Source organism: Enterobacter soli, from assembly GCF_964208575.1.
Lineage (GTDB): Bacteria > Pseudomonadota > Gammaproteobacteria > Enterobacterales > Enterobacteriaceae > Enterobacter > Enterobacter soli_A.
Map to the genome: position 1 here is coordinate 42,701 of NZ_CAXOFU010000023.1, position 13,578 is coordinate 56,278.

Consider the following 13,578-nt stretch of genomic DNA (forward strand, 5'->3'; position numbering starts at 1 on the left):
ATTTCGTTCTGTACCCGCGCAATGGAGCAAATGATGCAGTTCTCAAAAATGCATGGCCTTGGCAACGACTTTATGGTCGTCGACGCGGTAACGCAGAATGTCTTTTTCTCACCAGAGCTGATCCGCCGCCTGGCGGATCGTCATCTGGGCGTGGGGTTCGATCAGCTGCTGGTGGTTGAGCCGCCCTACGATCCCGATCTCGATTTCCACTACCGGATCTTCAACGCCGACGGCAGCGAAGTGTCGCAATGCGGCAACGGCGCGCGCTGTTTTGCCCGCTTTGTGCGCCTGAAAGGGCTGACCAACAAGCGCGATATCCGCGTGAGCACCGCCAACGGACGCATGGTACTGAGCGTCACCGACGACGAGCTGGTGCGCGTCAACATGGGCGAGCCCAACTTCGAGCCTTCCGCCGTGCCGTTTCGCGCTAACAAAGCGGAAAAGACCTATATTATGCGTGCGGCCGAGCAGACAGTATTGTGCGGCGTGGTCTCTATGGGTAACCCACACTGCGTGATTCAGGTCGATAATGTAGAGACCGCCGCGGTTGAAACGCTGGGGCCGGTGCTTGAGAGCCACGAGCGTTTCCCCGAGCGTGCGAATATCGGTTTTATGCAGGTCGTAAAACGCGAACACATCCGTCTGCGCGTATTTGAACGCGGCGCGGGTGAAACCCAGGCCTGCGGCAGCGGCGCGTGTGCGGCGGTGGCCGTGGGGATCGCTCAGGGGTTACTGGCAGAAGAGGTTCGCGTGGAATTGCCGGGCGGTCGCCTTGATATCGCCTGGAAAGGACCGGGTCATCCACTCTTTATGACTGGCCCGGCGGCACATGTCTATGACGGGTTTATCCATCTATGAAACAACCAGGGGAAGAACTGCAGGAAACGCTCACGGAGCTGGACGACAGAGCCGTTGTTGATTACCTGCTGAACAATCCTGAGTTTTTTATCCGCAATGCGCGCATCGTTGAACAGATGCGCGTGCCCCATCCGGTGCGCGAGTCCGTGTCGCTGGTCGAATGGCACATGGCGCGCTCGCGCAACCACATCAACCAGCTCGAAGAGAACATGACGCTGCTCATGGAGCAGGCAAGTAACAACGAAAGCCTGTTCTATCGCCTGCTGCACCTCCAGGCGCGTCTGGCCTCTGCGCACAGTCTTGAAGAGTTCCTCAGCCGCTTCCACCGCTGGGCGCGCGAGCTGGGACTGGCGGGCGCAACAATTCGCCTCTTCCCCGACCGCTGGCGCATTGGCGCGCCGTCTGGTTTCACCCATCTGGCGATCAATCGTCAGGCGTTTGAACCGCTGCGCATTCAGCGACTTGGACAGGAACGCCACTATCTTGGGCCGTTAAACGGACCAGAGCTGCTGGTGGTGTTGCCGGAAGCCAAAGCCATCGGCTCTGTGGCGATGTCCCTGATGGGGCGCGACGGTGATTTAGGCGTAATGCTGTTCACCAGCCGCGACGCGCATCACTATGAGCAAGGGCAGGGCACGCACCTGCTGCAGGAGTTAGCGCTGATGTTGCCTGAGCTGCTGGAGCGCTGGATTGAGCGGATATGACGGACGTCCTGCTCGCAAATGACGTGACGCGCTTTCTGCGCTATCTCGGCGTGGAGCGTCAGCTTAGTCCGATAACGCTGCTTAACTATCAGCGTCAGCTTGATGCCATCATGCAGATTGCCGACGAGATCGGCCTGAAGAGCTGGCAACAATGTGACGCTGCCACCGTGCGGGCTTTCGTGGTACGCAGCCGCCGCAAAGGGTTAAGCCCGGCGAGCCTGGCGCTCAGGCTGTCGGCGCTGCGCAGCTTCTTCGACTGGCTGGTCAGCCAGGGCGGATTGAAAGCCAACCCGGCCAAAGGGATCGCCACGCCAAAAGCCCCGCGCCATTTACCGAAAAATATCGACGTCGACGACGTGAATCGCCTGCTGGATATCGATCTTAACGATCCGCTGGCGGTACGCGATCGCGCGATGCTGGAAGTGATGTACGGAGCGGGCCTGCGTCTGTCTGAGCTGGTGAACCTCGATCTCAAACACCTCGATCTGGAGTCCGGCGAAGTGTGGGTGATGGGCAAGGGCAGCAAAGAGCGCCGCCTGCCGATTGGCCGCAATGCGGTGTCGTGGATTGAGCACTGGCTGGATCTGCGCGGGCTGTTTGGTGCAGAAGAGAATGCGCTGTTTTTGTCGAAGCTTGGCAAGCGCATTTCGGCGCGCAACGTGCAGAAGCGCTTTGCGGAGTGGGGCATTAAGCAGGGGCTGAACAGCCACGTTCACCCGCACAAGCTGCGCCACTCGTTTGCCACCCACATGCTTGAGTCGAGCGGCGACCTGCGCGGGGTTCAGGAGCTGCTGGGCCACGCCAATTTATCGACCACTCAAATCTATACCCATCTTGATTTTCAACACCTTGCCTCGGTGTACGACGCGGCGCATCCACGCGCCAAACGGGGGAAATAATGCGTTTTTACCGCCCATTAGGTCAGATTTCAGCGTTGACGTTTGATCTGGATGACACTCTTTATGACAACCACCCGGTGATTTTGCGTACCGAGCAGGAGTCGCTGGCGTTTGTGCAGAACTACCATCCTGCGCTGAAAACGATGCAAAACGCGGATTTCCAAAAGCTGCGCCAGGCGCTGCGGGAAACCGAGCCGGATATTTATCACGATGTTACGGAATGGCGCCGCCGCGCGGTGGAAAAGGCGATGCTCAACGTCGGCCTGAGCGCCCGTGATGCCGCCATTGGCGCTGAGGCGTCGATGGAGAACTTCGCCAAATGGCGCAGCCGCATCGACGTGCCCCAGGAAACCCACGACACCCTGAAAGCGCTGGCTGAAAAGTGGCCGCTGGTGGCGATCACCAACGGCAACGCCCAGCCGGAGCTCTTCGGCCTCGGCGACTATTTTGAGTTCGTGCTGCGCGCGGGCCCGCACGGGCGCGCGAAGCCGTTCAACGATATGTACCATCTGGCGGCGGAAAAACTCGACCTGCCGCTCGGCGAGATCCTGCACGTGGGCGATGACCTGACAACGGACGTTGCCGGGGCGATCCGCTGTGGAATGCAGGCCTGCTGGATCAAACCTGAAAACGCCGATCTGATGCAGGCCCGGGACAGCCGCCTGCTGCCGCACATCGAAATTTCGCGGTTGGCATCCCTCACCACGCTGATATAATCACCAGTACTTCTGTATAAATTAACAGTGTGCCCGGTGGCCTTCGGTCGCCGGACACCCTTTTTGTGGCGGTGCCAATGGACGTTTCTTACCTGCTCGACAGCCTTAATGACAATCAGCGCGCTGCGGTTGCCGCATCGCGTACCAACCTGCTGGTGCTGGCTGGGGCGGGCAGTGGTAAGACGCGCGTGCTGGTTCACCGTATCGCCTGGCTGCAAAGCGTGGAAAATTGCTCGCCGTACTCCATTATGGCGGTGACCTTTACCAATAAGGCGGCGGCGGAGATGCGCCACCGTATCGCGCAGCTGATGGGCTCCAGCCAGGGCGGCATGTGGGTCGGCACCTTCCACGGCCTGGCGCACCGCCTGCTGCGCGCGCACCACATGGACGCCAACCTGCCGCAGGACTTCCAGATCCTCGACAGCGAAGACCAGCTGCGCCTGCTTAAGCGCCTGATCAAAGCGATGAACCTCGACGAGAAGCAGTGGCCGCCGCGTCAGGCGATGTGGTACATCAACGGCCAGAAAGACGAAGGGCTGCGTCCGCACCACATTCAGAGCTTCGGCAACCCGGTCGAGCAAACCTGGCAGAAGGTTTATCAGGCCTATCAGGAAGCCTGCGACCGCGCCGGGCTGGTGGACTTCGCCGAGCTGCTGCTGCGCGCCCACGAGCTGTGGCTCAACAAGCCGCACATTCTGCAGCACTACCGCGAACGCTTCACCAACATTCTGGTGGACGAATTCCAGGATACCAACAACATTCAGTACGCGTGGATCCGCCTGCTGGCGGGCGATACCGGCAAAGTGATGATTGTGGGCGATGATGACCAGTCGATCTACGGCTGGCGCGGCGCGCAGGTTGAAAACATCCAGCGCTTCCTGAACGATTTCCCCGGCGCTGAAACTATCCGTCTGGAGCAGAACTACCGTTCGACCAGCAACATTCTGAGCGCGGCTAACGCCCTGATTGAAAACAACAACGGGCGTCTGGGTAAAAAGCTGTGGACCGACGGCGTCGACGGCGAACCGATCTCCCTTTACTGCGCCTTCAACGAGCTCGACGAAGCGCGCTACGTGGTTAACCGCATCAAGACCTGGCAGGACAACGGCGGCGCGCTGGAGCAGTGCGCCATTCTCTACCGCAGCAACGCCCAGTCGCGCGTGCTGGAAGAGGCGCTGCTGCAGGTGAGTATGCCGTACCGCATTTACGGCGGCATGCGCTTCTTCGAACGTCAGGAAATTAAGGATGCGCTCTCGTATCTGCGCCTGATTGCCAACCGCAATGACGATGCCGCCTTCGAGCGCGTGGTGAACACCCCGACGCGCGGCATCGGCGACCGCACCCTGGACGTGGTGCGCCAGGCGTCGCGCGATCGCCAGCTCACGCTCTGGCAGGCGTGTCGCGAGCTGTTACAGGAAAAAGCCCTCGCCGGACGCGCGGCCAGCGCGCTCCAGCGTTTCATCGAGCTGATTGATGCGCTGGCGCAGGAAACCGCCGATATGCCGCTGCACGTTCAGACCGACCGGGTGATCAAAGATTCCGGCCTGTGGATGATGTACGAGCAGGAGAAGGGCGAAAAGGGCCAGACCCGTATCGAGAACTTAGAGGAACTGGTGACGGCAACGCGCCAGTTCAGCTACAACGAAGAAGACGAAGATTTGATGCCGCTCCAGGCGTTCCTTTCCCACGCGGCGCTGGAAGCGGGCGAAGGGCAGGCGGACACCTGGCAGGACGCGGTTCAGCTTATGACCCTGCACTCCGCCAAAGGTCTGGAGTTCCCGCAGGTGTTTATCGTCGGCATGGAAGAGGGGATGTTCCCGAGCCAGATGTCGCTGGACGAGGGCGGGCGTCTGGAAGAAGAACGCCGTCTGGCCTACGTGGGCGTGACGCGTGCAATGCAAAAGCTCACCCTGACCTACGCCGAAACCCGCCGTCTGTACGGCAAAGAGGTGTATCACCGCCCGTCGCGCTTCATCGGTGAACTGCCGGAAGAGTGCGTGGAAGAGGTGCGTCTGCGCGCCAGCATCAGCCGTCCGGTTAGCCATCAGCGAATGGGCACGCCGATGTCGGAAAACGACACCGGGTACAAGCTCGGCCAGCGCGTGCGCCATGCGAAATTTGGCGAAGGCACCATCGTGAATCTGGAAGGCAGCGGCGAGCACAGCCGCCTGCAGGTCGCGTTCCAGGGGCAGGGGATCAAATGGCTGGTAGCCGCCTACGCGAAGCTCGAAACTGTGTAACATTCAGAAAAATATCATTATTTTGTAATTATCTGCTAGCCTTATACGTTGAGGGTCAATTATTGGTCTTCAGCGTCCCGTTGCGTGTTGACGCCGCAGTTAATGCTGGCGTAACATGCGCGCACGATTACGCTAAGAGGACATTCGCCTTGGACACACCCAGTAGATACTGGCTCAATTCCCTGTCATCCAGGAACAACTCCTAAGGCTATCTCCTCTTGCTGATGGCCTTAGTGGTTGTCAGCGACTCTGTATTCCCGTCGCGCTGAGTCAGGCTGTTTAATGGTCTGAAACCCAATTTGTTTCTGTGTGCCCACCGAACTGTCCGATATTTTTTGCATTGGGAGTCCCGGTCATGTTGAGCGCATTTCAACTCGAAAATAACCGACTGACTCGGCTTGAAGCCGAAGAGTCACAGCCCCTCATTGATGCCGTATGGGTGGATCTGGTCGAGCCGGACGACGATGAACGCCTTCGCGTACAATCCGAGCTGGGGCAAAGCCTGGCAACCCGTCCAGAACTGGAAGACATCGAAGCATCCGCCCGTTTTTTTGAAGACGAAGACGGCCTGCACATTCACTCCTTCTTCTTCTTTGAAGATGCCGACGATCACGCGGGTAACTCCACCGTGGCGTTTACCATCCGCGATGGCCGCCTGTTTACCCTGCGCGAGCGTGAACTGCCCGCGTTTCGCTTGTACCGTATGCGCGCCCGCAGCCAGGCGATGGTCGACGGCAACGCCTATGAGCTGCTCCTCGACCTGTTCGAAACCAAAATCGAACAGCTGGCGGACGAAATCGAAAACATCTACAGCGATCTGGAAAAGCTGAGCCGCGTCATCATGGAAGGTCATCAGGGTGATGAATACGACGAAGCGCTCTCCACGCTGGCAGAGCTGGAAGATATCGGCTGGAAGGTGCGTTTGTGTCTGATGGATACCCAGCGCGCGCTGAACTTCCTGGTGCGCAAAGCGCGTCTGCCGGGCGGTCAGCTGGAGCAGGCGCGCGAGATCCTGCGCGATATCGAATCCCTGCTGCCGCACAACGAATCCCTGTTCCAGAAGGTGAACTTCCTGATGCAGGCGGCGATGGGCTTTATCAACATCGAGCAGAACCGCATCATCAAGATCTTCTCGGTGGTATCCGTGGTGTTCCTGCCGCCTACGCTGGTGGCGTCCAGCTATGGGATGAACTTTGAGTTTATGCCGGAGCTGAAGTGGAGCTTTGGTTACCCGGGGGCGATTATCTTTATGATCCTCGCCGGGCTGGCGCCGTATCTCTACTTTAAGCGTCGTAACTGGCTTTGAGAATCTGGCGGGTGGCGCTGCGCTTACCCGCCCTACGAATGAATTCCCTCTCCCGGTGGGAGAGGGTTAGGCAACATCACAACCCTTTGCGCACTCTGCGCTGGGTATAAATCGCATCCGCGACAAATATCGCCAGCGCCACCCAGATAAACGCGAAGGTCAGCATCTTATCCGCGCCCGGCACTTCCCCGTAGAACACCACCGCGAGCAGGAACATCAATGTCGGCCCGATGTACTGGAAAAAGCCCAGCGTTGACAGGCGCAGGCGCGTTGCCGCGCCGGTAAAGCACAGCAGCGGAATGGTGGTAACAACCCCGGCGGCAATCAGCAGCAGGTTGAGCGACATCGGGTTCTGCCCCATGTGGCTGGTGGCGCTGTCGGCGATGCCAAAGAGATAAATCGCCGCTACCGGCAGCAGCCATAAGGTTTCAAACAGCATCCCGGTCTGGGCTTCCACGGCGATTTTCTTACGCACCAGCCCGTAAAACGCGAAGCTAAACGCCAGGCCCAGCGCGATGATCGGCAGCGAGCCGAAGGTCCACAGCTGCACCAGCACGCCGCACAGGGCGAGGATCACCGCCAGCCACTGCATGCGGCGGAAGCGCTCTCCGAGGAAAATCATCCCCAGCACGATGTTCACCAGCGGGTTAATGAAATAGCCCAGGCTGGCTTCCAGCATATGGTGGTTATTCACCGCCCAAATGAAAAGCAGCCAGTTACCGCCAATCAGCACCGCGGAAAGGGCCAGCAGGAAAATCTTCTTTGGCGTTTTGAGCAGCGTTTTCACGCCGGACCACTGACGGCTCACGCTCATCAGAGCAATCATGAAGAAGAATGACCAGATAACGCGGTGGGTAAGGATCTCGTCGGCCGGTACGTAAGCGATTAGCTTGAAGTACGCCGGCGCGATACCCCAAATAAAATAAGCGGCCAGAGCGAGTAGTACGCCCTGCCGCGTCTGTTTAGCATCCATCGGGAAAATCCGTTACAAAAAAGTGAACTCACTTTACCCGATTTTAGCGCCTCAACCCACCATATAAGTGGCGGTTGCGCTGGCGATATAAACCTGCTCTTCGTTATGCAGTTCAACGCGGGCGACCGCTACTTTGTTGCCCGCGCGCAGCAGGCTGCTGGTGGCGGTAAAGCGGTTTCCCCGTCCAGGGCGCAGGTAGTCGACGCGCAAATCGATGGTGCCCATCCGCGACAGGCGCTGGCGCAGTTCGTCTTCGTTGATGGTGTCATGACGCGTCAGCGTACTGCCCACGCAGACCAGCCCTGCGGCGACGTCCAGCGCCGAGGCAATCACGCCGCCGTGCAAAATGCTTTGCGCCCAGTTGCCTACCATCATCGGCTGATTGTTAAAGCTGAGCTGGGCAAAGGCCTTCTCGTAGCGCTCCAGCTCCAGCCCCAGCGCGCGGTTAAACGGCATGTGGTACACAAAAATCTCGCCCACGAGTTTCAAGGCTTCTTCGGCAGTAAGCGTGGCTGACATGAGAAATGACGTCCTTATTGTTAATGAAATGTTGATTTTATGCTTCGCGCAGAAGGATTTCCACTTTCAGAAACCAGGATGAAGACGTTACGGCAGAAGTCTGTAGAATGTCTCGCCATAACAATTTATCTCATTAACGCTTTTTTCCTCAGGAGAACACCACCAATGCGGACGTATCTGGGTTGGTTACTGGCGGCGGTTGCGCTGCCCTTCACAGCATTTGCGCAGGAAGCGACGATCAAGGAAGTTCACGATAAGCCGGCTGTTCACGGCAGTATTATCGCCAACATGCTTCAGGAGCACGACAATCCGTTTACGCTCTACCCTTACGACACCAACTACGTGATTTACACTCAGACCAGCGATATCAATAAAGAGGCGATAAGCTCCTATAACTGGTCTGATAACGCGCGTAAGGACGAGGTGAAGTTCCAGCTTAGCCTGGCGTTCCCGTTCTGGCGCGGCATTCTGGGGCCAAACTCGGTGTTCGGTGCCTCTTATACCCAGAAATCCTGGTGGCAGCTCTCTAACAGCGGTGAATCTTCCCCGTTCCGTGAGACCAACTATGAGCCGCAGCTGTTCCTCGGCTTTGCGACGGATTACGAGTTCGCAGGCTGGACGCTGCGCGACGTGGAGATGGGTTATAACCACGACTCCAACGGTCGCTCCGACCCAACCTCGCGTAGCTGGAACCGTCTTTACACCCGCCTGATGGCGCAAAACGGCAACTTCATGGTGGAAGTGAAGCCGTGGTACGTGGTGGGCGACACCGATGACAACCCGGATATCACCAAATACATGGGTTATTACCAGCTCAAAATCGGCTACCAGCTGGGCGACGCGGTGCTGAGCGCCAAAGGCCAGTACAACTGGAACACAGGCTACGGCGGCGCCGAGCTGGGCTTAAGCTACCCGATGACGAAGCACGTGCGCATCTATACGCAGGTCTACAGCGGCTACGGCGAGTCGCTTATCGATTACAACTTCAACCAAACCCGCGTTGGCGTGGGCGTGATGCTGAACGATATTTTCTAGGCCGCTCGAATGTTTTTGCGTTAAACGTTGAAGTTTCTCTCTCAGGCGCTGAAAATAGCGCCTGTTTTGTTTCTGGCAGATGGGGTTAATGTGGCGCAGGCGGAAGTATTGAATCAGGAATCGCTGGCTAAACAGGTTTTGCATGAAACCTTTGGCTATCAGCAGTTCCGCCCTGGCCAGGAAACCATCATCGATACCGTGCTGGAAGGCCGCGACTGTCTGGTGGTGATGCCTACCGGCGGCGGTAAGTCCCTCTGCTATCAGGTTCCCGCGCTGGTGCTTAACGGCCTCACGGTCGTGGTGTCGCCGCTCATTTCACTGATGAAAGACCAGGTCGATCAGCTGCTCGCCAACGGCGTGGCGGCGGCCTGTCTTAACTCCACGCAGACCCGCGAACAGCAGCAAGAGGTGATGGCGGGCTGCCGTACCGGGCAGATCCGCCTGCTGTACATCGCGCCAGAGCGCCTGATGCTGGATAACTTCCTCGACCACCTGGCGCACTGGAATCCGGTGCTGCTGGCGGTGGATGAAGCGCACTGTATCTCCCAGTGGGGGCATGATTTCCGTCCGGAATATGCCGCCCTCGGCCAGCTGCGACAGCGCTTCCCCGAGCTGCCGTTTATGGCGCTCACCGCCACGGCGGACGACACTACCCGTCAGGACATCGTGCGCTTGCTGGGGCTGAAAGACCCGTTTATTCAGGTCAGCAGCTTCGACCGCCCGAACATCCGCTACATGCTGATGGAAAAATTCAAGCCGCTGGATCAGCTCTTACGCTACGTGCAGGAGCAGCGCGGCAAGTCCGGCATCATCTACTGCAACAGCCGCGCGAAGGTGGAAGACACCGCCGCGCGTCTACAGAACCGCGGGTTCAGCGCGGCGGCCTATCACGCCGGGCTGGAAAACCACATTCGTGCCGACGTGCAGGAGAAATTCCAGCGCGACGACCTGCAAATCGTGGTCGCGACCGTGGCGTTCGGGATGGGGATTAACAAGCCCAACGTGCGCTTTGTGGTGCATTTCGACATTCCGCGCAATATCGAATCCTACTATCAGGAAACCGGACGCGCCGGGCGTGACGGCCTGCCCGCAGAGGCGATGCTGTTTTACGATCCGGCGGATATGGCGTGGCTGCGCCGCTGCCTTGAAGAGAAGCCGCAGGGTCAGCTGCAGGATATCGAACGCCACAAGCTCAACGCGATGGGCGCGTTTGCCGAAGCGCAAACCTGCCGCCGTCTGGTGCTGCTCAACTACTTCGGCGAAGGGCGTCAGGAGCCGTGCGGCAACTGCGATATCTGCCTCGACCCGCCGAAACAGTACGATGGCCTGCTGGATGCGCGTAAGGCGCTCTCGACCATTGGGCGCGTCAATCAGCGCTTCGGGATGGGCTACGTGGTGGAAGTGCTGCGCGGGGCCAATAACCAGCGTATTCGCGATTTAGGCCACGACAAGCTGCCGGTCTACGGCATTGGCAAAGAGCAGAGCCATGAACACTGGGTCAGCATTATCCGCCAGCTCATCCATCTGGGCTTTGCCACCCAGAATATCGCCCAGCACTCTGCGCTGCAGCTGACCGAAGCGGCGCGCCCGGTTCTGCGCGGTGAAGTTGAGCTTAAGCTCGCCGTTCCGCGCGTGATCGCCCTCAAGCCGCGCGTGATGCAGAAATCCTACGGCGGGAACTACGATCGCAAGCTGTTCGCCAAACTGCGCAAGCTGCGTAAAGCCATCGCCGACGAGGAGAATATCCCGCCTTACGTGGTGTTCAACGACGCGACGCTCATCGAAATGGCCGAGCAGATGCCGCTCAGCGCCAGCGAGATGCTCAGCGTTAACGGCGTCGGCACGCGCAAGCTCGAGCGTTTTGGTAAAGAGTTTATGGCGCTTATCCGCTCTCACGCCGACGGAGATGATGAGGAGTAGTCAGCCGGGCTAAAAAGTGCCAGGATGATGACTCACTGAATTATTTCCCCGCGAGTTAATTATGTTAATGCTATTTCTCACAGTGGCGTTGGTGCACATCGTTGCGCTGATGAGCCCTGGCCCTGACTTTTTCTTCGTGTCGCAAACTGCCGTCAGCCGCTCCCGCAAAGAGGCGATGATGGGCGTACTGGGTATCACCATGGGCGTTATGGTGTGGGCGGCGGTGGCGCTGCTTGGCCTGAACCTGATCCTCGCGAAAATGGCCTGGCTGCATAACATCATTATGGTCGGCGGCGGCCTGTACCTGTGCTGGATGGGCTACCAGATGCTGCGCGGGGCGCTCAAGAAAGAAGAGAAAAAAGCCGAAGAGCCCAAAGTCGAGCTGGCGACCAGCGGCAAAAGCTTTATCAAAGGGCTGCTGACCAACCTGGCGAACCCGAAGGCGATTATCTATTTCGGCTCCGTGTTCTCGCTGTTCGTCGGCGACAGCGTCGGCGCGGGCGCGCGCTGGGGGATTTTCCTGCTGATCGTGGTAGAAACCTTCGCGTGGTTCACCATCGTGGCAAGCCTGTTTGCGCTACCGGCGATGCGCCGCGGCTATCAGCGCATCGCGAAGTGGATTGACGGCTTCGCCGGCGCGTTGTTCACCGGCTTCGGCATCCACCTGATCATCTCTCGCTAAGCATGACGCGCTGACGCAAGCAGCGCGCCAACCAGCACAAACAGCGAACCGAACACCTTATTCAGGGCCTTCATCTGTTTAGGCCCTTTGATCCACGCCGCAATCCGCTGCGCCAGGGTCGCATAGCCAATCATCACGATAATATCGACGATAATGGTCGTCGCGCCGAGCACCACGTACTGCATCACCTGCGGCTGATGCGGCACGATGAACTGCGGGAACAGGGCGGCGAGAAAGACGATGCTTTTCGGGTTGGTCAGGTTCACGAACACCGCGCGCTTGAACAGGTGCCCGCGCGACTGCGTCTGGGCGAGCGTGTTCAAATTAATCGAGCCTGCCGCGCGCCACTGCTGAATACCCAGCCAAATGAGGTACGCCGCACCGGCCCACTTCAGCACTTCGAACGCCAGCACCGAGCGGGAGAACAGCGTCCCCAGACCGATCCCCACCAGCACGATGTGAATGCCCAGCCCGGCCTGCAGTCCGGCAATGGATGCCACTGCGCCGCGATAGCCGTGGTTGATGGAGGTGGTCATGGTGTTGATGGCGCCAGAGCCCGGCGAAAGGCTGAGGATGATGGATGTCAGAAGGTAGGCGAACCACCATTCGAAGGTCATTTGAATCTCCCTGATCGTCTGTTTTTATGCCACAATACGCTATTGTTGAGTCATTTTGTGACCTGTCACGAAAAAACGATTTTCCTTGGCTTACGGGGGTGGAAACCCGATGTTTCAGCAGAAAAAGGATTGGGAAACACGAGAAAACGCTTTTGCCGCGTTCTCTATGGGCCCGCTTACCGAGTTCTGGCGGCAGCGTGAGGAAGATGAGTTTATTGGTGTCGGTGATGTTCCGGTACGCTTTGTGCGCTTCCGGGATGAGAAAAACGATCGCGTTATTGTGGTCTGCCCGGGGCGTATTGAAAGCTACGTGAAGTACGCCGAGCTGGCCTATGACCTGCACCATCTCGGCTTTGACGTGCTGATCATTGACCACCGCGGGCAGGGGCTTTCGGGGCGAATGCTGCCGGATACCCATCGCGGCCACGTTGAGCAGTTCAGCGATTACGTTGAGGATTTGGCCGCGTTCTGGCAGCAGGAAGTTCAGCCCGGCCCGTGGCGCAAGCGTTATATCCTCGCGCACTCGATGGGCGGCGCAATTTCTACGCTCTTTTTGCAGCGCTATGAGCATCAGTGTGATGCCATTGCCCTGACCGCGCCGATGTACGGCATTGTGATACGTTTTCCCGACTGGATGGTACGCCATTTACTCGACTGGGCTGAGGGCCATCAGCGCATTCGTGAAGGGTATGCCATCGGAACCGGGCGCTGGCGGGCATTGCCTTTCGCCATCAACGTATTAACCCACAGCGCGCAGCGTTATCGCCGCAACCTGCGTTTTTATGCCGATGAACCCCGACTGCGGGTGGGCGGCCCCACCTGGCACTGGGTGCGGGAAGGCATTCTTGCCGGCGAGCAGGTGCTGGCAGGGGCGGGCGATGACGACACGCCAATGCTCTTGATTCAGGCGGAAGAGGAGCGTGTGGTGGATAACCGCATGCACGACCGCTTTTGTGAACTGCGCGCCGCCGCCGGTTCCCCTTGCGAAGGGGGTAAACCGCTGGTCATAAAAGGCGCGTACCATGAGATCCTTTTTGAAAAGGACGCCATGCGCTCAGTCGCGCTCAACGCCATCGTCGAGTTTTTCGACAGGCATAACTGATTTTCTA

Annotated in this window: 14 protein-coding genes; 11 read left to right on the top strand and 3 right to left on the bottom strand. The window is 58.5% G+C overall.

Translation table 11 applies throughout. The annotated features are described in order from the left end of the window. The first annotated feature begins 33 nt into the window (after nt 1-33). From dapF to corA, 7 genes are all read left to right on the top strand, one after another. Nucleotides 34-858 (top strand): diaminopimelate epimerase, encoded by an 825-nt coding sequence (gene dapF / locus AB6V08_RS19630; RefSeq protein WP_368544486.1) that lies wholly within the window; start codon nt 34-36, stop codon nt 856-858. Next, on the top strand, nt 855-1,562 hold the full coding sequence (locus AB6V08_RS19635) for a DUF484 domain-containing protein (protein WP_368544487.1): 708 nt from the start codon (nt 855-857) through the stop codon (nt 1,560-1,562). Before dapF ends, AB6V08_RS19635 begins: the two co-directional genes overlap by 4 nt. Next, a complete protein-coding gene (xerC, locus tag AB6V08_RS19640; protein WP_368544488.1) occupies nt 1,559-2,461 on the top strand; it encodes a tyrosine recombinase XerC in 903 nt (300 codons plus the stop codon). Before AB6V08_RS19635 ends, xerC begins: the two co-directional genes overlap by 4 nt. Beyond that, the gene (gene yigB, locus AB6V08_RS19645) at nt 2,461-3,177 is read left to right on the top strand and encodes a 5-amino-6-(5-phospho-D-ribitylamino)uracil phosphatase YigB (RefSeq protein ID WP_368544489.1); all 717 of its coding nucleotides are present in this window, start codon (nt 2,461-2,463) and stop codon (nt 3,175-3,177) included. The genes xerC and yigB overlap by 1 nt, the downstream gene beginning before the upstream one ends. Nucleotides 3,178-3,254: 77 nt before the next feature. Beyond that, nucleotides 3,255-5,417, top strand: coding sequence for a DNA helicase II (gene uvrD, locus AB6V08_RS19650; RefSeq protein ID WP_368544490.1), 2,163 nt, complete (start codon nt 3,255-3,257; stop codon nt 5,415-5,417). Between the two features lie 149 nt (nt 5,418-5,566). Beyond that, nucleotides 5,567-5,623, top strand: a complete 57-nt coding sequence (gene ysgD, locus AB6V08_RS19655) for a YsgD/CorL family protein (protein WP_212743980.1) — start codon at nt 5,567-5,569, stop codon at nt 5,621-5,623. Between the two features lie 149 nt (nt 5,624-5,772). Beyond that, nucleotides 5,773-6,723, top strand: a complete 951-nt coding sequence (gene corA, locus AB6V08_RS19660) for a magnesium/cobalt transporter CorA (RefSeq protein WP_020882881.1) — start codon at nt 5,773-5,775, stop codon at nt 6,721-6,723. Nucleotides 6,724-6,799: 76 nt separating this feature from the next. On the opposite strand, the gene rarD is transcribed toward corA, so the two are convergent. Both rarD and yigI read right to left on the bottom strand, forming a co-directional pair. After that, nucleotides 6,800-7,696 carry an EamA family transporter RarD gene (gene rarD / locus AB6V08_RS19665; protein ID WP_368544491.1) on the bottom strand — a complete coding sequence of 299 codons (897 nt, stop codon included), beginning with the start codon at nt 7,694-7,696 and terminating at the stop codon, nt 6,800-6,802. 51 nt (nt 7,697-7,747) lie between these two features. After that, a complete protein-coding gene (yigI, locus tag AB6V08_RS19670) occupies nt 7,748-8,215 on the bottom strand; it encodes an acyl-CoA thioesterase YigI (protein ID WP_181621388.1) in 468 nt (155 codons plus the stop codon). Nucleotides 8,216-8,380: 165 nt separating this feature from the next. Between yigI and pldA the strand changes: the two genes are divergently transcribed. The 3 genes from pldA (at nt 8,381) to rhtC (ending at nt 11,852) form a co-directional block, all read left to right on the top strand. Further along, the gene (gene pldA, locus AB6V08_RS19675; RefSeq protein WP_368544492.1) at nt 8,381-9,250 is read left to right on the top strand and encodes a phospholipase A; all 870 of its coding nucleotides are present in this window, start codon (nt 8,381-8,383) and stop codon (nt 9,248-9,250) included. A gap of 90 nt (nt 9,251-9,340) precedes the next feature. Next, complete coding sequence (gene recQ, locus AB6V08_RS19680; RefSeq protein WP_368544493.1) at nt 9,341-11,170, top strand: ATP-dependent DNA helicase RecQ; 1,830 nt, start codon at nt 9,341-9,343, stop codon at nt 11,168-11,170. Between the two features lie 61 nt (nt 11,171-11,231). Further along, nucleotides 11,232-11,852 carry a threonine export protein RhtC gene (rhtC, locus tag AB6V08_RS19685; protein ID WP_368544494.1) on the top strand — a complete coding sequence of 207 codons (621 nt, stop codon included), beginning with the start codon at nt 11,232-11,234 and terminating at the stop codon, nt 11,850-11,852. On the opposite strand, the gene rhtB is transcribed toward rhtC, so the two are convergent. Next, nucleotides 11,849-12,469: a homoserine/homoserine lactone efflux protein gene (gene rhtB / locus AB6V08_RS19690; RefSeq protein WP_368544495.1), complete on the bottom strand. Its 621-nt coding sequence runs from the start codon at nt 12,467-12,469 to the stop codon at nt 11,849-11,851. The genes rhtC and rhtB overlap by 4 nt on opposite strands. Nucleotides 12,470-12,578: 109 nt before the next feature. Between rhtB and pldB the strand changes: the two genes are divergently transcribed. Beyond that, nucleotides 12,579-13,571 carry a lysophospholipase L2 gene (gene pldB / locus AB6V08_RS19695; RefSeq protein ID WP_368544496.1) on the top strand — a complete coding sequence of 331 codons (993 nt, stop codon included), beginning with the start codon at nt 12,579-12,581 and terminating at the stop codon, nt 13,569-13,571. The last annotated feature ends 7 nt before the right edge of the window (nt 13,572-13,578 follow it).

Bases quoted from the DNA above. Each gene is read 5' to 3' on its own strand.
- dapF (WP_368544486.1), top strand. From the start codon at position 34: ATGCAGTTCTCAAAAATGCATGGCCTTGGCAACGACTTTATGGTCGTC.
- AB6V08_RS19635 (WP_368544487.1), top strand. From the start codon at position 855: ATGAAACAACCAGGGGAAGAACTGCAGGAAACGCTCACGGAGCTGGAC.
- xerC (WP_368544488.1), top strand. From the start codon at position 1,559: ATGACGGACGTCCTGCTCGCAAATGACGTGACGCGCTTTCTGCGCTAT.
- yigB (WP_368544489.1), top strand. From the start codon at position 2,461: ATGCGTTTTTACCGCCCATTAGGTCAGATTTCAGCGTTGACGTTTGAT.
- uvrD (WP_368544490.1), top strand. From the start codon at position 3,255: ATGGACGTTTCTTACCTGCTCGACAGCCTTAATGACAATCAGCGCGCT.
- corA (WP_020882881.1), top strand. From the start codon at position 5,773: ATGTTGAGCGCATTTCAACTCGAAAATAACCGACTGACTCGGCTTGAA.
- rarD (WP_368544491.1), bottom strand. From the start codon at position 7,696: ATGGATGCTAAACAGACGCGGCAGGGCGTACTACTCGCTCTGGCCGCT.
- yigI (WP_181621388.1), bottom strand. From the start codon at position 8,215: ATGTCAGCCACGCTTACTGCCGAAGAAGCCTTGAAACTCGTGGGCGAG.
- pldA (WP_368544492.1), top strand. From the start codon at position 8,381: ATGCGGACGTATCTGGGTTGGTTACTGGCGGCGGTTGCGCTGCCCTTC.
- rhtC (WP_368544494.1), top strand. From the start codon at position 11,232: ATGTTAATGCTATTTCTCACAGTGGCGTTGGTGCACATCGTTGCGCTG.
- rhtB (WP_368544495.1), bottom strand. From the start codon at position 12,469: ATGACCTTCGAATGGTGGTTCGCCTACCTTCTGACATCCATCATCCTC.
- pldB (WP_368544496.1), top strand. From the start codon at position 12,579: ATGTTTCAGCAGAAAAAGGATTGGGAAACACGAGAAAACGCTTTTGCC.